This window comes from Citrobacter sp. RHB36-C18, from assembly GCF_013814485.1.
In the GTDB taxonomy this organism is placed as follows: Bacteria; Pseudomonadota; Gammaproteobacteria; order Enterobacterales; family Enterobacteriaceae; genus Citrobacter; species Citrobacter braakii.
Window position 1 is genome coordinate 3,018,268 of the sequence record NZ_CP057125.1, and the last position, 25,896, is coordinate 3,044,163.

The 25,896-nt window shown below is 53.2% G+C and carries 19 protein-coding genes; 10 read left to right on the forward strand and 9 right to left on the reverse strand.

Annotation, left to right across the window (positions count from 1 at the left end; all coding sequences use genetic code 11):
• Window positions 1-185 precede the first annotated feature (185 nt).
• From ssuE to ssuB, 5 genes are read left to right on the forward strand one after another with little or no spacing between them, the layout of a single operon-like run.
• Entirely contained in the window at window positions 186-761 is a 576-nt protein-coding gene (ssuE, locus tag HVZ52_RS14530; RefSeq protein ID WP_016152471.1) for an NADPH-dependent FMN reductase, read from the forward strand.
• Window positions 754-1,728 (forward strand): sulfonate ABC transporter substrate-binding protein, encoded by a 975-nt coding sequence (locus HVZ52_RS14535; RefSeq protein WP_016156132.1) that lies wholly within the window; start codon window positions 754-756, stop codon window positions 1,726-1,728. The genes ssuE and HVZ52_RS14535 overlap by 8 nt, the downstream gene beginning before the upstream one ends.
• Complete coding sequence (gene ssuD, locus HVZ52_RS14540; RefSeq protein ID WP_016156131.1) at window positions 1,725-2,870, forward strand: FMNH2-dependent alkanesulfonate monooxygenase; 1,146 nt, start codon at window positions 1,725-1,727, stop codon at window positions 2,868-2,870. The genes HVZ52_RS14535 and ssuD overlap by 4 nt, the downstream gene beginning before the upstream one ends.
• 11 nt (window positions 2,871-2,881) lie before the next feature.
• Window positions 2,882-3,673, forward strand: coding sequence for an aliphatic sulfonate ABC transporter permease SsuC (ssuC, locus tag HVZ52_RS14545; protein WP_016156130.1), 792 nt, complete (start codon window positions 2,882-2,884; stop codon window positions 3,671-3,673).
• Complete coding sequence (gene ssuB / locus HVZ52_RS14550; protein ID WP_016152467.1) at window positions 3,670-4,437, forward strand: aliphatic sulfonates ABC transporter ATP-binding protein; 768 nt, start codon at window positions 3,670-3,672, stop codon at window positions 4,435-4,437. The genes ssuC and ssuB overlap by 4 nt, the downstream gene beginning before the upstream one ends.
• A 103-nt stretch (window positions 4,438-4,540) precedes the next feature.
• Here ssuB and pepN read toward each other — a convergent pair whose 3' ends face one another.
• Window positions 4,541-7,153, reverse strand: coding sequence for an aminopeptidase N (gene pepN / locus HVZ52_RS14555; RefSeq protein ID WP_016152466.1), 2,613 nt, complete (start codon window positions 7,151-7,153; stop codon window positions 4,541-4,543).
• Between the two features lie 265 nt (window positions 7,154-7,418).
• On the opposite strand from pepN, the gene pncB reads away from it, so the two are divergent.
• The 4 genes from pncB to aspC all read left to right on the forward strand — a co-directional run bounded on the left by pncB (window position 7,419) and on the right by aspC (window position 13,237).
• Window positions 7,419-8,621: a nicotinate phosphoribosyltransferase gene (gene pncB, locus HVZ52_RS14560; protein ID WP_181598380.1), complete on the forward strand. Its 1,203-nt coding sequence runs from the start codon at window positions 7,419-7,421 to the stop codon at window positions 8,619-8,621.
• 165 nt (window positions 8,622-8,786) lie between these two features.
• Entirely contained in the window at window positions 8,787-10,187 is a 1,401-nt protein-coding gene (gene asnS / locus HVZ52_RS14565; protein WP_181598381.1) for an asparagine--tRNA ligase, read from the forward strand.
• A gap of 599 nt (window positions 10,188-10,786) precedes the next feature.
• Entirely contained in the window at window positions 10,787-11,863 is a 1,077-nt protein-coding gene (ompF, locus tag HVZ52_RS14570; protein ID WP_016156126.1) for a porin OmpF, read from the forward strand.
• Between the two features lie 183 nt (window positions 11,864-12,046).
• On the forward strand, window positions 12,047-13,237 hold the full coding sequence (gene aspC, locus HVZ52_RS14575) for an aspartate transaminase (protein WP_016152462.1): 1,191 nt from the start codon (window positions 12,047-12,049) through the stop codon (window positions 13,235-13,237).
• 54 nt (window positions 13,238-13,291) lie between these two features.
• Here the strand turns inward: aspC and HVZ52_RS14580 are convergent, their stop codons facing one another.
• The 7 genes from HVZ52_RS14580 to cmoM all read right to left on the reverse strand — a co-directional run bounded on the left by HVZ52_RS14580 (window position 13,292) and on the right by cmoM (window position 23,966).
• A complete protein-coding gene (locus HVZ52_RS14580; RefSeq protein WP_003035823.1) occupies window positions 13,292-13,939 on the reverse strand; it encodes an MBL fold metallo-hydrolase in 648 nt (215 codons plus the stop codon).
• 28 nt (window positions 13,940-13,967) lie between these two features.
• Complete coding sequence (locus HVZ52_RS14585) at window positions 13,968-14,516, reverse strand: YcbK family protein (RefSeq protein WP_016152461.1); 549 nt, start codon at window positions 14,514-14,516, stop codon at window positions 13,968-13,970.
• Window positions 14,517-14,693: 177 nt separating this feature from the next.
• Window positions 14,694-16,445, reverse strand: coding sequence for a L,D-transpeptidase (gene ldtD / locus HVZ52_RS14590; RefSeq protein WP_181598382.1), 1,752 nt, complete (start codon window positions 16,443-16,445; stop codon window positions 14,694-14,696).
• A gap of 257 nt (window positions 16,446-16,702) precedes the next feature.
• On the reverse strand, window positions 16,703-21,163 hold the full coding sequence (gene mukB / locus HVZ52_RS14595; RefSeq protein ID WP_181598383.1) for a chromosome partition protein MukB: 4,461 nt from the start codon (window positions 21,161-21,163) through the stop codon (window positions 16,703-16,705).
• The gene (gene mukE, locus HVZ52_RS14600; RefSeq protein ID WP_016152457.1) at window positions 21,163-21,867 is read right to left on the reverse strand and encodes a chromosome partition protein MukE; all 705 of its coding nucleotides are present in this window, start codon (window positions 21,865-21,867) and stop codon (window positions 21,163-21,165) included. Before mukE ends, mukB begins: the two co-directional genes overlap by 1 nt.
• Window positions 21,848-23,170, reverse strand: a complete 1,323-nt coding sequence (gene mukF / locus HVZ52_RS14605) for a chromosome partition protein MukF (protein WP_016156123.1) — start codon at window positions 23,168-23,170, stop codon at window positions 21,848-21,850. The genes mukE and mukF overlap by 20 nt, the downstream gene beginning before the upstream one ends.
• Window positions 23,163-23,966, reverse strand: coding sequence for a tRNA uridine 5-oxyacetic acid(34) methyltransferase CmoM (gene cmoM, locus HVZ52_RS14610; RefSeq protein ID WP_049042122.1), 804 nt, complete (start codon window positions 23,964-23,966; stop codon window positions 23,163-23,165). Before cmoM ends, mukF begins: the two co-directional genes overlap by 8 nt.
• A gap of 135 nt (window positions 23,967-24,101) precedes the next feature.
• Here cmoM and elyC point away from each other — a divergent pair, with 135 nt between their 5' ends.
• Entirely contained in the window at window positions 24,102-24,866 is a 765-nt protein-coding gene (gene elyC, locus HVZ52_RS14615; protein WP_019076401.1) for an envelope biogenesis factor ElyC, read from the forward strand.
• Window positions 24,867-24,901: 35 nt separating this feature from the next.
• On the opposite strand, the gene HVZ52_RS14620 is transcribed toward elyC, so the two are convergent.
• Window positions 24,902-25,795 carry a YcbJ family phosphotransferase gene (locus HVZ52_RS14620; RefSeq protein WP_049042123.1) on the reverse strand — a complete coding sequence of 298 codons (894 nt, stop codon included), beginning with the start codon at window positions 25,793-25,795 and terminating at the stop codon, window positions 24,902-24,904.
• Window positions 25,796-25,896 lie beyond the last annotated feature (101 nt).

Sequence of the window (25,896 nt, forward strand, 5' to 3'; positions counted from 1 at the left end):
AAAAAGGGAATTGACCTGCGGCAATAAATAGCAATCGTTTTCCTGCTTCCTCCTTTTTATTCATTTTTCAACTTTTCTATCCCGTATAAATCATTTCGATAAACAAAGTCTCTCTGCCAGACTGCACAAATTGTTATCAATGTTAATCAAAAGCAAACAATTGGTTATAAGGGGAGAATAAAATTATGCGCGTCATCACTCTGGCGGGAAGCCCACGCTTTCCCTCTCGCTCCAGCGCGTTGCTGGAATATGCCCGAGAAAAATTGAACGGCCAGGATGTCGAAGTCTTTCACTGGAACCTGCACAACTTTGCCCCGGAAGACCTGATCTATGCCCGTTTTGACAGTCCGGCGCTGAAGACATTTATCGAACAACTACAGGATGCAGACGGGCTGATTGTCGCAACGCCGGTCTACAAAGCCGCTTACTCTGGCGCACTGAAAACGCTGCTCGATCTACTCCCCGAGCGGGCGCTGGAAGGAAAAGTGGTTTTGCCGCTGGCGACTGGCGGCAGTGTGGCGCATTTACTGGCCGTCGATTACGCGCTGAAACCGGTGCTGAGCGCGTTAAAGGCTCAGGAGATCCTGCACGGCGTGTTTGCCGATGATTCGCAGGTCATCGATTATCAGCATAAACCGCAGTTTACGCCCAACCTGCAGCAGCGCCTGGACAGTGCGCTCGACACTTTCTGGCTGGCGTTGCATCGTCGCGATCTCCAACTCCCGCAACTGAACGCCCTGCGAGGTGCCGCCCATGCTTAATCTGCTCAAGCGTCACACCCCATGGCTGGCATTAACCGGGCTGCTGTCCCTGTCATCCTTGGCGCATGCCGCAGAATCGGCTCCGGATGCCCTGCGCATTGGCTACCAGAAAGGAAGCGTCAGCATGGTGCTGGCAAAAAGTCATCAGCTACTGGAGAAACGTTACCCACAGACCAAAATCTCGTGGATTGAGTTCCCGGCTGGACCGCAAATGCTGGAAGCACTCAATATCGGCAGTATCGATCTCGGCAGTACCGGTGACATTCCGCCAATTTTCGCCCAGGCCGCCGGAGCCGATCTGGTTTATGTGGGCGTCGAACCACCCAAACCGAAAGCCGAAGTGATTCTGGTGCCGAAAAATAGCCCGATCCAGAGCGTTGCGCAGCTCAAAGGGCATAAAGTCGCCTTCCAGAAAGGTTCCAGCGCCCACAATTTACTGCTCCGGGCGCTGCAACAGGCAGGGTTGAAATTTACCGATATTCAACCGACTTACCTGACCCCCGCCGATGCGCGAGCGGCCTTCCAGCAAGGAAACGTGGATGCGTGGGCTATCTGGGATCCTTACTATTCGGCCGCATTACTGCAAGGTGATGTGCGCGTGCTGAAAGACGGCTCAGACCTCAAGCAGACCGGTTCGTTTTATCTCGCTGCACGTCCTTATGCCGAAAAAAATAGCGCTTTTGTTCTTGGCGTGCTGGATACCTTTAGCCAGGCGGATGCGTTAACTCTCAGCCAACGCCAGCAAAGCATTACTCTACTGGCTAAAACCATGGGCCTGCCCGAGCCGGTAATTGCGTCTTATCTGGATCACCGTCCGCCAACCACCATTACGCCCGTCAGCGCCTCGGTTGCCGCCCTACAACAACAAACCGCCGATCTGTTTTATGACAACCGTCTGGTGCCGAAAAAAATCGATATTCGCCAGCGTATCTGGCAACCCACTCAGCAGGCAGGAGAAAAATTATGAGTCTGAACATGTTCTGGTTTTTACCCACCCACGGTGACGGTCATTATCTGGGGACGGAAGAAGGTTCGCGCCCGGTCGATCACGGTTATTTGCAACAAATTGCGCAAACAGCCGATCGCCTGGGATTTACCGGCGTTCTGATCCCAACCGGTCGCTCCTGTGAAGATGCCTGGCTGGTCGCCGCGTCGATGATCCCGGTCACCCAGCGATTAAAGTTTCTGGTCGCGCTACGTCCAAGCGTCACCTCGCCGACGGTCGCCGCCCGCCAGGCCGCGACGCTCGACAGACTCTCTAACGGCCGGGCGTTGTTCAACCTGGTAACCGGCAGCGATCCACAAGAGCTGGCGGGTGACGGCGTGTTCCTTGATCACACCGAGCGCTATGAAGCCTCTGCTGAATTCACTCAGGTCTGGCGGCGTTTGCTGCAAGGTGAAACCGTGGATTTCAATGGCAAACACATTCATGTCCGCGGGGCGAAACTGTTTTTCCCTCCTGTACAACAACCCCGGCCACCGCTTTATTTCGGCGGTTCGTCTGATGTCGCCCAAGATCTTGCTGCCGAGCAGGTTGATCTCTATCTGACCTGGGGCGAGCCGCCTGAACAGGTGAAAGAGAAGATTGAACAGGTGCGGGCCAAAGCGGCGGCGCTCGGGCGCAAGATCCGCTTTGGTATTCGTCTGCATGTGATCGTCCGGGAGACAACGCAAGAGGCGTGGCAGGCAGCGGATCGTCTGATAGCCCATCTGGATGACGACACCATTGCCAAAGCCCAGGCCGCCTTCTCAAGAACGGATTCGGTTGGTCAGCAGCGAATGGCTGCACTGCACAACGGTAAACGCGACAAACTGGAAATCAGCCCGAACCTGTGGGCAGGAGTAGGACTGGTGCGCGGTGGCGCGGGTACCGCGCTGGTCGGAGATGGTCCGACGGTCGCGGCGCGTATCAACGAGTATGCCGCACTGGGAATCGACAGTTTTGTGTTGTCCGGGTATCCACATCTGGAAGAGGCATACAAGGTTGGCGAGCTGCTGTTCCCACATCTGGATGTCGCTATACCAGAAATTCCACAGCCGCAGCGCCAGCATCAACAAGGTGAAGCGGTGGCAAACGAATTTATCCCACGCAAAATCGCGCAAAGCTAAGGAGCCTGCTGATGGCAACGCCGAAAAACAGGTGGTTACTGCGCCTCGCGCCCTGGTTTTTACCGGTTGGGTTGGTCGCGCTCTGGCAGCTCGCATCATCAATGGGCTGGTTGTCCACCCGCATCCTGCCCTCTCCGGAGGGCGTTGTCGAAGCCTTCTGGACGCTTTCCGCCAGCGGCGAGCTTTGGCAGCATCTGGCGATCAGCTCCTGGCGCGCGCTGGTAGGCTTCTCCATCGGCGGATCGATTGGCCTGACGCTGGGACTGATTAGCGGTCTTTCGCGGTGGGGAGAACGCCTGCTGGATACTTCGGTGCAGATGCTGCGTAACGTGCCGCATCTGGCGCTGATCCCACTGGTGATTTTGTGGTTCGGCATTGATGAATCCGCCAAGATCTTTCTCGTCGCGCTGGGCACGCTTTTTCCGATTTACATCAACACCTGGCATGGGATCCGCAATATCGATCGCGGCCTGGTAGAGATGGCTCGCAGCTATGGGCTGTCTGGTTTTTCACTATTTATTCATGTGATCCTCCCCGGCGCCCTGCCCTCGATTATGGTTGGCGTGCGTTTTGCTCTCGGACTGATGTGGTTGACGCTTATTGTCGCGGAAACCATTTCAGCCAATGCCGGCATTGGTTACCTGGCAATGAACGCCCGCGAATTTCTGCAAACCGATGTGGTCGTGGTGGCCATTATTCTCTACGCCCTGCTCGGCAAACTTGCCGACGTCAGCGCCCAATGGCTGGAGCGGATCTGGCTGCGCTGGAACCCGGCTTACCATGTGAAGGAGGCTACCGTATGAATACCGCTCGCCTAAACCAAGGCACGCCGCTTTTACTGAGTGCCGTGACGAAACAATACGCCGCCAATACGGTGCTCAATCAGTTAGATTTGCACATTCAGGCCGGACAGTTTGTTGCCGTGGTTGGCCGCAGCGGAGGAGGAAAAAGCACGCTACTGCGTCTGCTGGCTGGGCTGGAGTCTCCCACCTCAGGTGCATTACTTGCCGGAACCACCCCGCTGGCAGAAATTCAGGAGGATACGCGAATGATGTTTCAGGATGCGCGTCTGCTGCCCTGGAAGACGGTTATCGATAATGTGGGTCTGGGTCTGAAAGGTCACTGGCGCGATGCGGCCCGGGACGCGCTGGCCGCAGTTGGGCTGGAGAATCGTGCTCAGGAATGGCCTGCCGCCCTGTCCGGTGGACAAAAACAGCGCGTGGCCCTGGCGCGGGCATTAATTCATCGTCCCGGTCTGCTGCTGCTGGATGAACCTCTCGGTGCGCTGGATGCCTTAACCCGCCTTGAAATGCAGGAACTGATTGTCTCTTTATGGCAAGAGCACGGTTTTACCGTACTGCTGGTCACCCATGACGTCAGTGAAGCGGTGGCAATGGCCGATCGCGTGTTGCTTATTGAAGATGGAAAAATCGGACTGGATTTAACGGTGGATATTGCGCGACCACGCCGGATTGGTTCGGTGCGTCTGGCAGAGCTGGAAGCAGAAGTGTTGAACCGGGTAATGCAGCGTAGCGAAACGGAACAGCCGATCCGCCGGCATGGATAAGCATTCAGAAAAATCAGGCCCAGTAAGCGCAAGCGCCACCGGGCCTTTTGCCGGATAGCGGCGTTACCGCCTAATCCGGCTTACAAAACGACAGGTCAACGTTTCAGGCTAACGCTTTGGTTACCTTCTCGAACAGATCGCCGGAGAGATTCTCCAGACCTTTCAGCTGCTCCAGCGCCGCGCGCATCTGCGTCTGACGTTTAGCATCATAACGTTTTAAGCGAATCAGCGGCTCAATCAGACGTGACGCCACCTGCGGGTTACGGCTATTGAGTTCAGTCAGCATGTCGACCAGGAACTGATAGCCGCTGCCATCTTCCGCATGGAATGCCGCCGGGTTGCTGCCCGCAAAGGCGCCAATCAGAGATCGGATTCGGTTCGGGTTACTCATACTGAAGGAACGGTGCTTCAGTAAGCCACGTACCGTTTCCAGCACGTTTCTCGCCGGGCTGGTGGATTGCAGGATAAACCATTTGTCCATCACCAGACCGTCATGATGCCACTTATCGTCATACTCCTGCATTAGCGTGTCGCGGCAAGGCAGTTGCGCCGCGACTGCCGCGGACAGCGCCGCCAGCGCATCGGTCATATTGTTTGCTTCACGGTACTGCTTGCTGACCAGCGTGTCGGCCAGATGGGTTTCGCCAAAGGCCAGGAAACGCAGGCAGGCATTACGTAGCGTACGCTTGCCAATATCGGCATGCTCAACACGGTACTCATCAAGATGGTTAGCGTTATAGATGGCGAGGAATTCATCCGCCAGTTCGGCCGCCAGCGTGCGAGTTAACGCTTCACGTACTTCCGTTATTGCCACCGGATCGATGATGTCGAACAGTTCAGCAATTTCATTCACCGAAGGCAGCGTCAGAATCTCTGCCGCCAGTGCCGGATCGATTTTCTCATCCAGCAAAATCGCCCGGAATGCATCGGCTACGTGTACCGGCAGCGACAGCGGCTGTCCCTGCTGATGGCGGGCTACGTTGAGCTTAATATAGGTCGCCAGCAAGCTTTGCGCCGCGTCCCAACGAGAGAAATCGTTACGCGCATGACGCATCAGGAAGGTCAGTTGCTGATCGCTCCATTTGTATTCCAGTTTTACCGGTGCGGAGAATTCGCACAGCAGTGCCGGAACCGGCTGGAAGTAGACATTATCAAAGACAAACGTCTGCTCAGCCTGGGTGACATTGAGTACAGAATTCACCGGGTGCCCGCCTTTTTGCAGCGGGATCACTTTCCCTTCGTTGTCATACAACTCGAGGGCGAAAGGAATATGCAGCGGCTGTTTTTCGGCCTGATCCGGCGTGGCCGGCGTGCGCTGGCTGATAGTCAGCGTGTACTGCTCAGTGGATGGATTGTAGTCATCACGCACGGTCAGAATCGGCGTACCGGACTGACTGTACCAGCGGCGGAAATGCGAAAGATCGACGTTGGACGCATCTTCCATCGCCTGCACGAAATCATCACAGGTTGCAGCGCTGCCGTCATGACGCTCAAAGTACAACTGCATCCCTTTCTGGAAGTTAGCCTCACCGAGCAGGGTGTGGATCATACGAATAACTTCAGCGCCCTTTTCGTACACGGTCAGAGTATAGAAGTTGTTCATTTCAATGACCATATCCGGACGGATAGGATGCGCCATTGGGCTGGCATCTTCGGCAAACTGCAGGCCGCGCATGGTGCGTACATTGCTGATCCTGTTTACCGCGCGTGAGCCGAGATCGGAACTGAACTCCTGATCGCGGAACACGGTTAGCCCCTCTTTCAGGCTCAACTGGAACCAGTCGCGACAGGTCACGCGGTTGCCGGTCCAGTTGTGGAAATATTCGTGACCGATGACGCGCTCAATATCGAGGTAATCTTTGTCGGTGGCGGTATCGGTACGTGCCAGCACATATTTGGAGTTAAAGATGTTCAGACCTTTATTCTCCATCGCCCCCATGTTGAAGAAATCGACCGCGACAATCATATAAATGTCGAGGTCATATTCGAGGCCAAAGCGCTCTTCATCCCATTTCATGGAGTTTTTCAGCGAGGTCATCGCCCACGGCGCGCGGTCCAGGTTGCCGCGATCGACGTACAGTTCCAGCGCCACTTCACGCCCGGAACGAGTGGTAAAGGTGTCGCGCAGGACGTCGAAATCACCGGCTACCAGCGCAAACAGATAACACGGTTTCGGGAACGGATCCTGCCACTGTACCCAGTGACGACCATTTTCCAGTTCCCCCTGCGCCACGCGGTTACCGTTGGAGAGCAGGAACGGATATTGGGTTTTATCGGCGATAATTTTGGTGGTAAAACGCGCCAGGACATCCGGCCTGTCGAGATACCAGGTAATATGGCGAAACCCTTCCGCTTCACACTGGGTGCACAGCGCGTCGCCGGACTTGTACAGTCCTTCCAGCGCGGTATTGGCCGCCGGGCTAATTTCATTCACGATACGCAACGTGAAACGTTCTGGCAGTTGACTGATGACCAGAGCGCCCTCTTCTTCTTTATACTCTGCCCACGGCTCGTCGTTCACGTGGATCGACACCAGGGTCAGATCTTCGCCATTCAGGCGCAGGGGCGCATCGGACGCGCCATGACGGACAGCCTGGCTCACGGCGGTGACCACGGTTTTTTCAGCATCCAGGTCAAAGGTCAAGTCAATATCAGTAATCTGGTAATCCGGCGCACGATAGTCGTGACGGTATTTGGCTTGTGGCTGTTGTGTCATAAAAAACCTTTAGCATCTTTGGTAGAGTCTCGGCTTCAGTCTATTCCTGTTGCGTAAATCGCGCTACGCAGAATGTTCATCTTTTCAGGCACAAACACCCTTTTTGCTACATTTTTATAACACGCGGCACGAATTGCCCTCGACCAGAAAGACAGCTTATGGTGTGATCGGGGTTCAATAAATCGCTAAACAAGGTATACTCCAGCGGTTTTCTTAGTTGTTTATTGTACTAAACGCTCCCGTGAGAGGATGCTACTGCGCACCTATGACACAATTCGCTTCTCCTGTTCTGCACTCGCTGCTGGATACAGACGCTTATAAGTTGCATATGCAGCAAGCCGTTTTTCACCACTACTATGATGTACAAGTAGCGGCTGAATTTCGTTGCCGTGGCGATGACCTGCTCGGTATTTATGCCGATTCTATTCGTGAGCAGGTGAATGCTATGCAACACCTGCGACTGCAGGAGGACGAGTACCAGTGGCTCTCCGGCCTGCCTTTCTTTAAAGCTGATTACCTCACCTGGTTACGTGATTTCCGCTATAACCCGGAACAGGTTTGCATCACCAATGATAACGGTAAGCTGAACATCCGCTTAACCGGGCCGTGGCGTGAAGTGATCATGTGGGAAGTCCCGCTGCTAGCGGTTATCAGCGAGATGGTACACCGTTACCGTTCGCCCGAATCAGGCGTCCCGCAGGCACTCGATGAGCTGGAAAGCAAACTAGTAGAATTCTCTGCTTTAACGAAAGATGTCGATATGTCCCGCTTCCATCTGATGGATTTCGGTACGCGTCGTCGTTTTTCACGTGAAGTACAGCAGGCTATTGTTAAACGCCTGCAGCGAGAGCCCTGGTTTGTCGGCACCAGTAACTACGATCTGGCCCGCCGCCTGTCATTAACCCCAATGGGCACGCAGGCGCATGAGTGGTTCCAGGCTCATCAGCAAATCAGCCCTGAGCTTGCCACCAGCCAGCGCGTTGCCCTGGCCGCCTGGTTAAATGAATATCCTGACCAACTCGGCATTGCGCTGACCGATTGCATCACCATGGATGCGTTTTTACGCGACTTTGGCGTCGAGTTTGCAACCCGCTATCAGGGTTTACGCCATGACTCAGGCGACCCGGTGGAATGGGGTGAAAAAGCCATCGCCCATTATGAAAAACTGGGCATTGATCCGCTGAGCAAAACGCTGGTGTTTTCAGATAACCTCGATTTGAAAAAAGCGATTGAGCTCTACCGCCACTTCTCTTCTCGTGTGCAGTTGAGTTTTGGTATTGGCACACGTTTAACCTGTAATATTCCCCAGGTTAAGCCGCTCAATATTGTAATCAAGCTGGTGGAATGTAACGGCAAACCTGTGGCGAAGTTATCTGATAGCCCGGGTAAAACCATCTGCCACGATAAAGCGTTCGTGCGCGCGCTACGCAAAGCCTTCGATTTGCCGCATATTAAAAAAGCCAGTTAAACCTTCCAGGGAGCCAGTTTGGCTCCCTTTTCACGCTAATTTCCGAAATCTTTCACTCCAGCTACGAATTCTGCTTGTCTGATTGCAGATGCCAGGTAACATAGGTATCCCCCCATTACGGGTGGACATGTGTTTATATATCCGACTATTAACAGAGAGAATATTATGAGCGTTGTGCCTGTAGCCGACGTATTCCAGGGCCGCGTAGCCGTTGACAGCGAAGTCACCGTGCGCGGATGGGTGCGTACCCGCCGAGATTCAAAAGCTGGCATCTCCTTCCTCGCCGTTTATGACGGTTCCTGCTTTGATCCTGTACAGGCCGTCATCAATAATTCTCTGCCCAATTACAATCAGGACGTACTGCGCCTGACGACGGGTTGTTCAGTTATCGTAACGGGTAAAGTCGTTGCATCTCCTGGACAAGGACAGAGCTTTGAAATTCAGGCCACTGAGGTTGAAGTAGTCGGCTGGGTTGAAGATCCTGATACCTATCCAATGGCGGCTAAGCGTCACAGCATTGAGTATCTGCGTGAAGTGGCGCACATGCGCCCACGTACCAACATGATTGGTGCCGTCGCGCGTGTACGTCATACGCTGGCGCAAGCGCTGCATCGTTTCTTCCACGAGCAGGGTTTCTTTTGGGTCTCCACGCCGCTGATCACTGCCTCCGACACCGAGGGTGCTGGTGAAATGTTCCGCGTGTCTACGCTGGATCTGGAAAACCTGCCGCGTAACGATCAGGGCAAAGTCGATTTCGACAAAGACTTCTTTGGTAAAGAAGCCTTCCTGACCGTTTCCGGTCAGCTGAACGGCGAAACCTACGCCTGTGCTCTGTCCAAAATTTATACCTTTGGCCCGACGTTCCGTGCAGAAAACTCTAATACCAGTCGTCACCTGGCAGAGTTCTGGATGCTGGAACCGGAAGTGGCTTTCGCCGACCTGAACGATGTTGCAGGCCTGGCTGAAGCGATGCTGAAGTACGCGTTCAAAGCCGTACTGGCTGAGCGTGCGGATGATATGAAATTCTTCGCCGAACGTGTCGACAAAGACGCGATTTCACGCCTGGAACGTTTCATTGAGGCTGACTTCGCGCAGGTGGATTACACCGACGCGGTAAGCATTCTGGAAAAATGCGGCAAACAGTTCGAAAACCCGGTTTACTGGGGTGTGGATCTGTCTTCTGAGCACGAACGTTACCTTGCTGAAGAGCACTTTAAAGCGCCGGTCGTCGTTAAAAACTACCCGAAAGATATCAAAGCGTTTTATATGCGCCTTAACGAAGACGGTAAAACCGTTGCAGCAATGGACGTCCTGGCTCCAGGAATCGGTGAAATCATCGGTGGTTCTCAGCGTGAAGAGCGTCTGGACGTCCTGGATGCCCGTATGCTGGAAATGGGTCTGAACAAAGAAGATTACTGGTGGTATCGCGACCTGCGTCGCTACGGTACCGTTCCACATTCCGGCTTCGGTTTGGGCTTTGAGCGTTTGATCGCTTACGTTACCGGCGTGCAGAACGTCCGTGACGTTATTCCGTTCCCGCGTACCCCGCGTAACGCCACGTTCTAACCCTGCATTTTTGATACAAAAGCCAGCATTGCTGGCTTTTTTGTCACCGCTTCACGTTTTGGGATCCCCCTCCCGCGTTTAACACAACCCTTCGCCTTCCCCCTTCCTGTTACGTAATATTTCACCGCAACATATTTGAACAAAAAAAAATCAGCACTTTTATTGTGGATTAGCATTTTCTGATTAAATAGTACATTTTCTGACCATTTACACGGCATTCCAGACGTCCAGAAATAGCTATCTGTAAACCATGAACTTTATGGCAGAACAGAGAAAAAAGGAGTTTATCTAAATTAAATATAAGAAAATCATATAAATAGAAATAGAAGTGGTGATTTTTAGCGCACGGACATCTGAAATTTGAAGTTGTTCACAAAGTTGCACAAAAATAACATTTTGTTACACACTTTTTCTTTTTGAAACCAAATCTTTATATTTGTAGCACTTTGACGGTAGCGAAACGATAGTTTGAATGGAAAGATGCCTGTCAGACACATAAAGACACCAAACTCTCATCAATAGTTCCGTAAATTTTTATTGACGGAAATTATTGGCGGCAGTGGCAGGTGTCATATAAAAACCGATGAGGGTAATAAATAATGATGAAGCGCAATATTCTGGCAGTGGTTATCCCTGCTCTGCTGGTAGCCGGGGCAGCTAACGCTGCAGAAATCTATAACAAAGATGGCAACAAAGTAGACCTGTACGGTAAAGCAGTAGGTCTGCACTATTTTTCCAAGCACAACGGTGACAATGCCTACGCACCTAATGGCGATCAGACTTACGCCCGTCTTGGTTTCAAAGGGGAAACTCAGATTAACGACCAACTGACCGGTTACGGCCAGTGGGAATACCAGTTCAGTGGCAATAACTCTGAAGGCGGTGATGATGCTCAGAATGGCAACAAAACTCGTCTGGCGTTTGCCGGTCTGAAATTCGGTGATGCAGGCTCCTTCGATTACGGTCGTAACTACGGCGTCGTTTACGATGCACTGGGTTACACCGATATGCTGCCAGAATTCGGTGGTGACACTGCTGCTTCCGACCAGTTCTTCTCCCAGCGTAACGGCGGTCTCGCAACTTACCGTAACTCTAACTTCTTCGGTTTGGTTGAAGGCCTGAACTTCGCTGTTCAGTACCTGGGCAAAAACGAGCGTGATGACGTTCGTCGCTCTAACGGTGATGGCGTTGGCGGTTCTGTTAGCTACGAATTCGAAGGCTTTGGTATCGTAGGTGCGTATGGCGCGGCTGATCGTACCGATGCCCAGCAAAACCCACTTCTGCGTGGCCACGGCGACAAAGCTGAGCAGTGGGCGACCGGCTTGAAATACGATGCTAACAACATCTACCTGGCGGCGAACTACAGCGAAACCCGTAACGCAACCCGTATCGCTAACGGTTATGCTAACAAAACTGAAGACGTCCTGTTGGTTGCTCAGTACCAGTTCGACTTCGGCCTGCGTCCGTCCCTCGCCTATACCAAATCTAAAGGTAAGGACATCGAAGGAATCGGCGACGTAGATCTGGTGAACTACTTCGAAGTGGGTGCGACTTACTACTTCAACAAAAACATGTCCACCTATGTTGATTACATCATCAACCAGATCGATTCTGACAACAAACTGGGCGTAGGCTCTGACGACACCGTTGCAGTGGGTATCGTTTACCAGTTCTAATAGCAGACCTCTTTGTTAAATGCCTAAAAAACAGGACTTCGGTCCTGTTTTTTTATCTCTGCTAGCGGATTCTTGCGTCTTAAAAAAACACCTCGGCTTTTCGTCAGTAACGGTTGGCATTTTGTAAATCTACCGTTAACCTGATAGCGGACTTCCCTTCTGTAATCACTATGGAACCTCGTCATGTTTGAGAACATTACTGCCGCTCCTGCCGACCCCATTTTGGGTCTGGCTGATTTGTTTCGTGCCGATGACCGCCCAGGAAAAATAAACCTTGGGATCGGTGTATATAAAGATGAGACAGGCAAAACGCCGGTACTGACCAGCGTTAAAAAAGCCGAGCAATATATTCTGGAAAATGAAACCACCAAAAATTACCTTGGCATCGACGGTATTCCAGAGTTTGGTCGCTGCACTCAGGAATTACTGTTTGGTAAAGAAAGTTCGCTTATCAACGACAAACGTGCGCGTACAGCACAGACCCCTGGCGGCACTGGCGCACTGCGTGTGGCCGCTGATTTCCTGGCAAAAAACACCTCAGCTAAACGCGTATGGGTGAGCAATCCAAGCTGGCCAAACCATAAGAGCGTCTTTAACTCTGCCGGTCTGGAAGTTCGTGAATACAACTATTACGATGCCGCGAACCACTCATTAGACTTTGATGCGCTGCTGGCAAGCCTCAGCGAAGCGCAGGCTGGCGACGTGGTGTTATTCCACGGCTGCTGCCATAACCCAACCGGTATCGATCCTACGCTGGAGCAGTGGCAAACGCTGGCTCAGCTTTCTGTCGAAAAAGGTTGGTTGCCGCTGTTTGACTTCGCATACCAGGGCTTTGCCCGCGGTCTGGAAGAAGATGCAGAAGGTCTGCGCGCATTCGCTGCGCTGCACAAAGAGCTGATCGTCGCCAGCTCCTACTCCAAGAACTTTGGTCTGTACAATGAGCGCGTAGGCGCCTGTACGCTGGTTGCAGCCGATGCTGAAACCGTCGACCGCGCGTTTAGCCAGATGAAGTCCGTCATTCGTGCCAACTATTCCAACCCACCAGCACACGGCGCGTCGGTTGTGGCAACCATCCTGAGTAACGATGCCCTGCGCGCTATCTGGGAGCAGGAACTGACCGATATGCGTCAACGCATTCAACGCATGCGTTTGCTGTTTGTGAATACGCTGCAGGAGAAAGGTGCGAACCGCGACTTCAGCTTTATCATCAAACAGAACGGCATGTTCTCATTCAGCGGCCTGACCAAAGAGCAGGTTCTGCGTCTGCGTGAAGAGTTTGGTGTCTATGCCGTCGCTTCCGGACGTGTGAACGTAGCAGGAATGACGCCAGATAACATGGCGCCGCTGTGCGAAGCGATTGTCGCAGTACTGTAATCTATCGCGTACTAAAAAGGCCGCAATAGCGGCCTTTTTCATTTATCTGCGGTGTTACCAGACTGGCATTTCATCCTGCAGGAACGGATTATGTAGCCGTTCGTTGCCCAACGTCGAAAGTGGGCCGTGACCCGGAATAAACGTCACGTCATCGCCCAACGGCAACAGTTTACGTTTAATCGAATCAATCAATTGACTATGATCTCCGCGAGGAAAATCGCTGCGCCCTACGCCGCCTTTGAAAATCACGTCACCAGAAATCAGTAGCTTTGATTGTTCATCAAAGAAGACCACATGTCCCGGCGTGTGACCCGGGCAATGCAGTACCTGCAACGTCACGTTACCCACGCTTACCCGGTCGCCTTCATTCAACCAGCGATCGGGCGTCAGCGGCTCACAATCGCCCAGGCCAAACATGCGACTCTGAGCAGGAAGTCCTTGTAACCAGAACTCATCTTCTTTTTCCGGACCAATAACCGGTACACCATAATGCTGTGCCAGTTCAGCCGCCGCACCTACGTGATCAAGATGACCATGGGTAAGCAGGATCTGCATTAGCGTCAGGCCACTGGCATCGACTTCCTGTTTGATTTTCTCAGCATCGCCGCCGGGATCGACCAGCGCAGCCAGACGGGTTTGCTCACACCAGATTAACGAGCAGTTCTGGGCGAATGCAGTGACCGGAATAATACGATAGTTCATACGGCTCCTGTTTCATTAAGCTTATGGATCACCAATGACGCGCCGGTCCGGTGTCAATATGCACAAAGTTACTGCGTGGGTAGTATCCTACACCACCTGCGCGCATAGATAACGCAGCTTTGCGAATATTACTTAATGCGATGCCTTCAATATGGAAATCCATGGCCTGCCCTTTCGTGTGGTAGCTTTTCTTTGCCACACCGCGGCTGTGCGCACGTAATTCATTATTGGTATCAATAGAGCGGTAACCAGAAATAAGCTGTACGGGTTTACGCGTGCCCAGCAGGCCCTGCAGACGGAAGAGTTGATCGAACAATCCCGGATCGATGGATTTCACTTTATTCGCACGAAAATCACGGAAAAAGTGATTAAGTTTAGCTAATTCGTCCTGAATATAGCCCCTGCCATCAAAAAACTCTGCTTTTATTGACTCACCGGTATGCAGGTTATTCAGAGTCAAAATGCGCGGACGTGGGGTGGAGAGTGTAGCAAACGCAGGCGTAGGCAGGATGGCAGCGCCGAGGGCAATGCCACCAAGCGCCAGCAGTTTGCGGCGATTAGCGTCAAATTTGTCCATGGTTTTAAGGTCTACAAGGTCAATGTTATCGTATGTATGCTCTAGCGCACGCGGGAAACCTTATCTGGCTAAGTAGTCCACGTCAAGGCTCCCAACCCCAGGAAATACGGGGCTTGCAGCCATTTCGCCCCGTTTCCAGCATAACTTACGACAATTATTTTCCTCGAACTGCTTCATTTATCTGATTAATTGTTCAGCTTTTGACACAATTTGTGCACTGGATCGCGCTGTCTGATCGTAATTGTAAATATCTGTACGATACTGCGTGCGACCATCCGGGCCAACAAATGCGGTCAGATAGTAGAGGTTGACGGGGATATTCTGGCGAATATTCACGTACCTTGTATCCCCTTGCTTCAGGGCATCCGAGATGCGCGTATCATTCCACCCCGCATCCTGTAGCAGCATATTCGCCAGCTCAGATGCCTTGTTCACGCGCACGCAGCCGGAGCTTAACGCCCGCGAATCCTTCTGAAACAGAGTGTGGTTCGGCGTATCGTGCAGATAAATAGCATCCGAACTCGGCATATTGAATTTATAGCGTCCGAGCGAGTTACGCGCTCCCGGAGCCTGCTGGAAGCGGAACGGCAGATTGGAGGCGGTGATGGTGGCCCAGTCAACCTGCCACGGATCTATCGTCTCTTTGCTGTTCCAGCCGCGCATTACGGTATAGCCGTGACGCTCAAGATACCCTGGGTCATTCCAAACCTTAGGCAGAATATCCTTCCGGGCCAGCGTCGGCGGCACGTTCCACGGCGGGTTAACGACCACGTTATTCAGCGCACTGCTCATCATAGGCGTTTTACGATCGGGACGTCCGACGATAACGCGCGAGGCCAGTACCTGATTGCCGTTTTGATAATACACCAGCGAGTAGGCAGGAATATTCACCATGATACCGGTAGACAGCGTACCCGGCAGCAGGCGCAAGCGCTGAATATTTAACGCCAGCACGCCCGCACGTTGAGCGGGCGTCACGTTCAGCCAGTCACGCGTGGCAGGGCCAATCGCGCCATCGGCCCCAAGCCCCTGCCACGTCTGAAAACGCTTAACCGCGTCAACGAGTTCACGATCGTAAGCGCTACGGCCTTCTTTGGCAGCCGTACTGACAACAGACTCCAGCATCCCGGTGCGGCGCAAAATTTCACGCAGCGCAGGAATATCCTTACTCCACTCCCCCGGACGCAGCGTCGCGGTACTGGTCAGTTGCGGCCAGGGCCGCGTATCGCCCACCAGCTTGAGCAGCGATTCATGCATGGCTGCGTACTGCGGATGTTGCGGTGCCAGGCTGGCGACAAACGAAGTCAGTTGACCGTTATCCAGCGCGACTTGCCATTGGTTGATCACGGAAATCGGCGGCGTCGTCAGCGCATAGGGCTTATCGCTATAGAGCCAGCGATTACCTTTGACGGGGATGTTGGCAATAAAGTGCAGATACCCCATCATCGCATCTGAGAGCACGATATCTCGCGCCTGACCGGTTACTGCCGGGTCAGTCAGTAAAGCGACCCAGGTGGTGAACTGCGGCTGAAAGCCGGCAATCGCCAATTCAGCTAACTGTTGCTGAAAGGCTTTTACCGCATCACGATTTTCCCACATCGGTTTCATTTCGCGTGCGGCATACAGCAGTTCCAGTTGGCTCATATAAACCGGTGTGAAGCCCGCTGGAAGTTGAGATTGTAATTCGGCGCGGGCTTTATCAACTGACACGCCCTCGGGCAGCGGTTGGATACCTGCCATGATAGCCGTCGCGGAAGATTGAGCCTGCGGCTGTGATAACGCTGTTGGCTGTTCACTGACGGTCGCTGAGCTATCGCCAGGGATCATTTCAGGCTCATCGGCCTGCGCATTGAACAGTGGAGCGAATGTTACGGCCAGGCACAAACTAATTGCCGACAGCCGACGACCACACATTTTATTAAGCAACATCCCTTGCCCCCTGTTTTTTTATCATACTTTGAGTAGCCAGGCCGTATGTCTTCCCCTTATTTTGGCGGGGCCGAACCTTTAAAACGCCAATACAAGCTGAAGTATGACGAGCAAGCCTGTGACGCGTTAGGCTTACCTTTAGTATATAAACATGAAAAAATTTTTGCCTAACCTAATGTAAAGAAGTTTAAAGAAATTACACCAGTTATTGAGAGTTTCCGGAAAAAAAAGAAGGCGGCCATTTAGCCGCCTTTTATTTAGCTTGCCTGCGAGGAGGCATCTTCGGTGCCAGGCAGCGGCTCAGGTAACTGAGGCGCAAACCCGCGCAGACCTACCACGTGAACGTGTTCGGTGTTCTGGAATACTTTACGCACCAGTTTGTAGGTGGTGCCTTTCTCCGGGCTAATGTTTTCTGGGGCTGCGATAATCAGTTGCATTTGCAGACGCTCGCACAGTTCAAACAGAGTCGCGATAGAGCGTGCATCAAGTCGCGCAGCTTCATCCAGGAACAGCAGACGGCAAGGAGAAATATCTTTCCCGCGCAGTCTACGCCCTTCGTCTTCCCAGCTTTGCACAACCATCACCAGAATAGACATCCCGGTCCCGATCGCTTCACCGGTTGACAGCGCACCAGATTCAGCACGCAGCCAGCCGTCAGAGCCACGGTTAACCTCAACTTCCATTTCCAGATAGTTACGGTAATCCAGCAGCTCTTCACCAATGGTTTGCGGCGTACGTTGCCCCATATCAATCTGCGGATTCAGACGCTGATACAACTTCGCCAGCGCTTCAGAGAAGGTCAGACGATTGCTGTTAAACAGATCCTGGTGCTGCTCATGCTGTTCGGAAAGTACGTCCAGCAAGGTAGCATGCGTCTCGCGTACGTTGACGTTCAGACGAACGCTGTTTACCTGGCCAAACGACACGCTTTGCAGCCCCTGGTTCAGCATGCGAATACGGTTCTGTTCGCGCTGAATGGTCTTACGAATGATATTCGCCACGCTGCGAGAGCTGATCGCCAGTTTCTGTTCGCGGGACGTTAATTCTTCCGTCAGACGGCTCAGCTCAATCTCCATCTGTTCGATCGCTTCAACCGGATCGTCGGTACGGATGATATCCTGACGAATACGTTCACGCAGATGCTGATAAACCGCGACAAAGAACTGAATTTTACGCTCTGGACGTTTTGGATCTTCAGACATGCGCAGTACATCACGCAGGTGTTCGTTATCCGCAACCGCCAGGCGCAGTGCACCAAGCGCCTTATCCGACATCGAGCGCAGTTCATCACCGGAAAGATACGCCAGCTCACGACGGTGCAGGCGGCGTTCAACGCCGTTATCTTTCACCATCCGCATCACCGCACACCATCCGGCTTTCGCGGTAACCACCTGCTCGCGCATTTCAAAATAATCACGTTCCAGCTTGCGCAGCCTGCGGGTCAGGTTTTCCATCTCCGCTTCGCAGAAGGTCAACGCTTTTTCCAGTTGGTTACGGCGCGCACGGTTGTTGCTGAGCTGCGCATGCAGTTCATCACGACGAATACGCGCGCGCTCTTCGGCACCGCTGTCCGCACGAACGCCAATATCCTGCAGTTCACGTTGTAAATCGTTAAGCAGCTCTTTTTTGGTGTCATAGGAGCTTTTCAGCGACGCCATGACCTGGTTGTACTGGCTTAACTGTGCGGCGTGACTGCGTAACGCTTCACGGGCGCGGGTACGTTCAGCTTCCGCCTGTTCCAGGCGCTCACGCAGTTTCTCGTTCAGATCGCTGTTGCCGCTAAGCATTTCAGCAGAGTCGGAATAGCTAAAGTGCGCCCGGCGCTGCACCACTTCGGTCAGAGCAAAAGCTTGCTGACGTGCATCGCGCTGCATCTGTTGGGAATACGCGTAGTCTTCCTTTAGTTGTTCAAACTGCTCAGGGTCATTTTGCAGGACCGAAACAATCGGTTCCAGTTTGGCTAACTGGTTGCCATGTTGCTGTACAAAACGCGCCGCTTCCTGGGCTTCATCCAGGCGCTCACGAATTTCGTCCACGCGATCGGCCAGCGTGTCATCCGCCAGCAGATTCAAACGCGGGAGAAGGCGGTTAAGAGCAGAGCCCCCCTCTTTCGCCTGCTCAAACTGCATACGGCTTTGCTGATTATCATTTTCATGATTGGTCAGCGCACGTTCCAGTTCAACGCGACGGCCATTCAGTTGGCGGATTTCCGCTTCCGGATCGGCTTCAAACGCCACCGACAAATGACTGCCAATGAAACGACTGAACGCCTGATGCAGACGCTGGGTTTTCTGGACGTCAAAGGAGAGCGTTGCGAAACGTTCAGACAGCCCTTCACGCTCAGCATGCAGGGTTTCGATACGGCTTTCGCGCGCTGCACGGCCAAAAATCGGCACCGTCGGGAAGCGGGAATAACGCCACTGACGCTCGGCGGTTTTCACCACTACTGCTTTTTCCAGCTCATCAACGCTGAAAACGCTGTCATCAAACGACTGCGGATCCCCTTCGATGAAATAGAGATCTTCCGGACAATCCGTCAGCCCTTCAAGCTGCTCGGTAATCAGCGACAGATCCGGCACCACGATGGCATGACGCGAAGGACCGTACAGCGCAGAGAAGTACGGCGCATCTTCAAGGCTAACGTCGTCATAGATTTCTGACAGTAGAACGCCACCGAAGCGCTCCGCCAGCGCGTTCAGACGCTGATCTTCCGCCCCGCCCGGCTGACTTAAACGTTCAATTTCTTCATCAACTGCATTTTTGCGCGCGCCGACTTCATCACGCTCAACAATGGCTTCACGCTCGCGCTCCAGCAGTTGTTGCAGATACTCGGTCACGTCCTGGCTTGAGGTAAACTCTTCGCCACACTGCTCGCTAAGCTGATTCAGGCTATTCTGCGCGGCCAGCCAGACAGGCGCACGTTTCATCAGATGCTGGATACGAGACTGCAGCTGTTCCTGCTCCTGACGCAACGTCATACGCTGTTCGCTGGCAGAAGAGACGCTGTCCGACAAGGCGGCGATGCGTGCTTCCAGTTCCTGGTGCAGCGCTTCCAGCTCATCGATATCGAACTGTTTACCCTGACGCTTGCAGAATTCAGCCAGCAGACGCTCGGCATCTTGCTGTTCGCGCAGACGCTGCTCCAGTTCGCTGAGTCGCATACGCAACGGCTGAACCTGTTCCGCCAGGTGGCGCTGTTCAACGCCTTCCCGCAGCAGTTCACGCGCCACGCTCCAGGCTTCACCACGCGCCAGCGGGCCATTGATAGCCGCCACCAGTTGATAAGCCTGTTCGAACTGGCTGTGCGCGGTTTGCGCCACGCTCATTTTTTGTTCCAGCGTCAGCAGTTTTTCAGTGGCTTCCTGCTCTTTAGCCTGGAAGGTTTCCAGCCATTCAGCAGCGCTGTCGGCGGTCAGATCCGGTAAGTGGCAGAGCTCTTTCGCCCGATTCAGCGCCTGGATCGCCTGGGTATACTGGATGGCTCGCGTTTGCTGGACGTCCAGCGCTTGCTGATAATCGGCAAGCTGGCTTTTCAGCTCATCCACTTCCAGTTCCGCGGCTTCTGCGCGGGCTTCGTTTTCATCCTGGCGGTCAACGGCTTCCGCGACCACCTCATTTTGTTCTTCGAGACGGACCTGCAGTTCTTCGAGATCCGCTTCGTAGCGTTCAATTTTTTCCTGCTGACGCAGCGCGGTTTGCACCAGATTCAGGTGATCGCTCGCGGCCTGGTAATCAGCTTCCAGATCGCCTTCCGCGCCGTTATGCTCGCCCAGTTCGCGCGCCATATCCACGTGCTTATACTGCTCCGCGGCCAGCTGCTTACGTGAAGTATGCAGCTCACGACGATATTCCAGCGCTTTATCAAGATGGATACGACGTTCGTTGGCGTGACGCATATAATCCGCGGCCACATAGTTGGTCGCTTCGCTGATCAAATGCTTAAACAGATCGCGGTCAGACTGAGTTACGCGAATCGCTTCCAGCGTCATGCGGTTTTCACGCAGCGCAGCTTCCATATCCTGGAAGGCTTTACGTACGCCGCTGTTTTCCGGCAGCAGGTAGTCACGCAGTGAACGCGTAATGGCACTGGAGATCCCGCCGTACAGCGAGGCTTCAATCAGACGATAGAATTTACTACGGTCAGACGCGGAACGCAGACGACGGGCGATAATGCCCAGATCGAACATCAGTGAGTGATAATCGGTGATTGAGTTGAACTGTTTAAACTGCACGCCTTCCATCTCATCAAGCTTCTCTTTCAGCTCAGAGAGGGACAGCACGCGCGCCTGGCGTTCATTCAGCGTTTCCGTCACCAGTTGGGTTGGCTGCACCGACATCGGCAGTCCCTGAATGGCAAACGGTTTGATATCCACTTTACGATCGCGACCGGCAACCTGTTGCAGACGCACCCCCACGACCACGCGCTGATGGCGCGAGTTGAGGACGTCGAGCATTGAGTAACAGACGCCCGCTTTCAACTTACCGTGCAGGCCCTTATCACGTGAACCACTGGTTGCACCGGCTTCGGTGGTGTTACGGAAATGCAGCAGGGTTAAGTCCGGGATGAGCGCTGTAACAAATGCCGCCATGGTGGTGGACTTACCCGCACCGTTACCGCCGGACAGCGTGGTAACCAGTTCATCAAGGTCGAATGTACGGGCAAAAAAACCATTCCAGTTAATCAGCGTAAGTGAGCGAAATTTACCGCGTTCAATCATTATTCTTCTTCTCCACTGTCCGGCTGATTCTCTTCGGGCTCATCGTTGAGCTGCAGGCGGTTCTCGACCGGCATCGCTTCGCCATCACGAATTAAGCGACGCTGCGCTTCGCGCGGATCGTCACCGCTGCGCACATCCGCGCCAAAGCGGAAGACTGATTCCGTAATACGGAATTTGCTGCTGTCGTGACCCATAAACCACACCATGCCTAAACGGCGCAGACGGTTTAGCGAAGAACGAACTTTTTCCTGTAGCTTCTGGCGATCAACATCCGAACCGGTTGAACGGTTGTTCACCAGTTTCAGCAGCTTCGCTTCATCAGCCAGCGTTAGCAGCTCGTCGTACAACTCTTGCTGGGTAAAAATCCCTTCGTTCGCCAGGCGTTCCGGGCTGAGATAGAGATAGCAAAGAATTTTACCGACCATCATGTCCAGTTCAGACAGGACCGAACGGGGAATGAGCGTCGTTGAACGCGGGCGAAGGTAGAAGAACCCTTCCGGCGCACGGATCAATTCCACGTTATAGCGGCTGTAAAACTCTTCAAAATATTCCTGAAAATCCATCAGAAAGGCATGATTATCCAGTTCATCCAGACCGATATGGCGGCCCGAACGTAAGGCGCTGTCCAGCGCCGGAAATAACGGATTCGCCAGCGCCTGCGCCAGCTTTACCGGCATCACTTGTTCAATATTTGTCAATGACATGCGCCTGTACCTTGGCTCCGTAATCATTAATCGGCTGCCATTTGGCTGGCAGTCCGGTGAAGTCTGCTTGCGCTACGCCAAGGCGTACCGCCTGATCGATAACTATGCGCGCGACGTCGAAATGACGCGCACGTGGGTATTGCGCCAGATACTCGCGCACGACCAAACCGAGATCCAGTGGTGTTTGTCTGGATTTGTAGATAGCTAGCTGTTCTTCGATGATCGCCGCCAACTGTTCACGGATCTCGTTAAATTCTTCATATTCCAGATCTTCCGGAAGCTCGCCGGTGACCTCTTCGTCACGCAGCACCATCTCTTCGTCACGCATATCCAGCAGACGATCGGCGTTGGCATAGGTTAGCGCCCACGGATCGTCAAAGTATGTCTGCACGGACTGGCGCAAACGCTGGGCAAAGACGCGGTTTTTATCCATATCGATCGCGGTACGGATAAACTTATGCACGTGACGATCGTAGCCGATCCATAAATCAATGGACTGCTGACCCCAACTGATAATGCGGTCGAGCTTACTTTGTAAGTCAAACACCAGCCGATCGACGAAATGCAAATCGTCATGCGTCATCGTGGCGTCCTGGATGTGTAACAGGTGAGCCTGTAGCTTATCCCCCGCCGCTTCCAGCGTATCCTGCAGTTCACGCAGCGTACCAGACGTTTCAGAGAGCAGCAGTTCACAGCTGGAGATCGCCGCCCGCCAGTCTTTATTAAGCAACTGTGCGATGTCGTCTTTTACCTGCTGTTGCTGCTCATCCATGATGCGCTGAGTCAGATCGATACTGTCGAAAATCTCCGCCACCGAGTATTTCAATGGCGCGTAGACGTTACGATGCCAGTGGAACTCATCGCCACCTTCCGCTGCCGCATCCGCCGCGCGCTTTAGTTCACCTGCAACAATCGACAGCTGCATTGAAAGACGCAGCGTAGAGAATTCGCGCTGACGAATGTAGTAATCCGTGATGCCAATTCCCAATGGCGTTAAACGATATATAGCGTTGCCTTCCGCCTGCTCGCTGGTAAAGCGGTTCAGCAGACGTTGACGCACCATATCGTTGATCGCGTTGTTGGCGCGTACGCCGATGGTTTCGCTGGTTTGCTCAAACGCATCACTCACATGGCGGAACGCATCCACCAGCTCACCTTCACTCATCTCGCCGTCAAGTCGCTCACCGTTCAGGGTCGCGACCGCCAGCAGGAACGAAAGTCTGTCTACCGGCAGAGAGATGGAGAAGTCATTTTTTCTGGCCCAGGCAACCAGTTCGGGGACTGTCTGGGAAAATTCACTCATAAATTATCCTTGCATCTGCGGCTCGGGCCGAACTTTTAATCGCGGTGACATGAATATAGCGCCCAAGGCTGATATACGGTTCCTGGCGGCAATAGCGCGTTTCTAACTCAAGTAACATTTCAAAGTCGTCATGTTGTTTATGTTTATCTCGCAGATAATCATGAAACACGCGGACGCCCGTTTTACCGGTTATCTGCCAACCGATCTCGTCCAGCCACTGGTAGACCTGCCCCGGATCGCGCGGGTAGTCCGGTGAAAGCGTGCGCTTTTTACGTTTCGGCATCCCCACCTGCACATAGTCAAAGTTCCCTGCGACCATGTTATGCATCAACAGACCGTTAGCATTGTAGAACATTAACGACAGCGCGCCGCCTGAACGCAATACTGACCACAGAGTCTGCAACACGCTGACCGGATCTGTCACCCACTCCAGCACAGCATGAAACAATATCAGATCAACCGGGCTTTCCAAATGCGAAGCAACATCCTGAGCGGCGCATTGTATAAAATGCATGTTCCCGCTCACACCTTTTGCCTCTGCCGCCTGTTGCGCTCGGGCGATCATCTCGCCAGACAGATCGCATAATGTGACGAAATGTCCTCGTTCCGCCATTTTGATGGCCGTTTGCCCTTCACCACCACCGGCATCCAGAATGTGCAGTTTTTGCTCATCGAATGTTTCCAGTAATCGATCCAGATCCTGCCAAAGGATAGCCTGTCTTAATTGACCTTTGGTGGTGCCGTAAATGTTACGGGAAAACTTCTCTGCAATGTCATCAAAATTGCGGTCCCGCATCGGGCTCTCCACATACTGGCTTTAGGGTGACTAAGTAAAACCGCTATTTTGTCACACCCACGCCGAGAATGAACCTTCCTGGTGTAATATCCCTTCAGATCCCCTGCTGTATGGTTAAAAAAGGAACCAAAAAGGATGCTTTTTACGCTGAAGAAAGTGATTGGCGGTATGATGCTGCCGCTGCCACTGATGCTAATTATGATGGGTATTGGCCTGGCGCTGGTCTGGTTCAGTCGCTTTCAAAAAACAGGGAAAGTGTGTATTAGTCTGAGTTGGCTGGCACTGTTACTCCTTAGTTTACAGCCCGTCGCCGACAGCCTGTTGAAACCGATTGAGGACAGTTATCCAACGTGGCAAGGTTCGCAAAAAGTGGAATATATTGTGGTGCTGGGCGGAGGGTATACCTGGAATCCGCAGTGGGCTCCGAGTTCAAATCTGATCAGCAACAGCCTTCCACGTCTGAATGAAGGTATTCGCCTATGGCGCGCAAACCCGGGATCGAAGCTCATCTTTACCGGCGCTGCCGCAAAGACGAATAACGTCAGTACCGCAGAAGCTGGCGCCCGAGTAGCGCAGTCGCTGGGGGTGCCAGCCAATGAAATCATCACCCTGGATCACCCCAAAGATACCGAAGAAGAAGCCGCAGCGGTAAAGAAGGCCATCGGCAATGCGCCGTTCCTGCTGGTAACCTCTGCCTCCCACTTACCGCGGGCGATGATCTTCTTCCAGCAGGCCGGCTTGCATCCGCTGCCAGCGCCAGCCAATCAGTTAGCAATTGATTCACCGCTTAATCCGTGGGAGCGCGCTATACCTTCACCCGTCTGGTTGATGCACAGCGATCGCGTTGGTTACGAAACCCTGGGACGCATCTGGCAGTGGCTGAAGGGATCGGAACATTGACAGGAATGTTGCCTGATAAGGTGTTCACATGTTTATCATGCGAGCCACGGCAGCAATGATTTCGTTGCCAGGTCAAAGTTGGAACGATTAAAGCGTCCGGTGTTGACCAGTTGCGCCACTTCATCCCATAACACGTACAACCAGCGCCGCCAGATGAATGACTCCGCCACTGGCGCGCGCTGTAGGTATTGCCAAAGCAGGCTTTCCGCCAGCGCATTATCCATCAAGCGGAACAGTTCATATTCCCTTGGCGCCCACAGCATCAACCCCGGTCCCACCATAGCCAGAAGCTGATCGCTACGGGCGTCTTTGAGCATGCTACGTAAACTGAAATTACCGTGGATCAGCACGCAGTTATCATTGAATCCTTCAAATAAGGCAGGCAAACACTCACGCGTGCGAAACAGGATCCGCTTGTCCTGCATCGTTAGCCCGGTATTGTTGAACTGATTTAACGTGGTCCACAGCACCTCAACCCGCTGACGATACCAGGATGGCCAGATATTCTCTTGCGTGTTATCCACCATTCCCACGCAACCAGCACTATCCTGCCGATGCCATGACAGCAGACCTTCTACGATCTGATCTTTTAAATGTTCCCAGCGTTCGGGCGTTCGGGCAGGCGCTTCCACCGGCACCCCACGTAAACGCTCAAGCAGTAGCACATCAGGACCGGGATGTTCCTCGTGGGTTAAGACCCCATAAATGACGGGCATACGCACCGTACCACTGCGCGCCAGCATGGAGGTTTTCCATGCCAACTGCTGCGCCATACCCGGCGTGGTGAAACTTCTCGCCATCAGTGGCATCGGATTTCCCTGGCTGTCGTACAGTGACCACAGGGCCGTATCCACTTTTTCATTCACGCATTCTATACGACTGAGTTTTTCACCCAACAGATGACTGAGTTCGGCACGCAACTGTTCCATTTCGGATTGCCCTCATAAATGCTACTGCTTTCATAATGAGCGTCGTGCAGACAGATGTCACCCGGATGAGATCAATTGATGAAAAGAAAAATGGCGGGAAA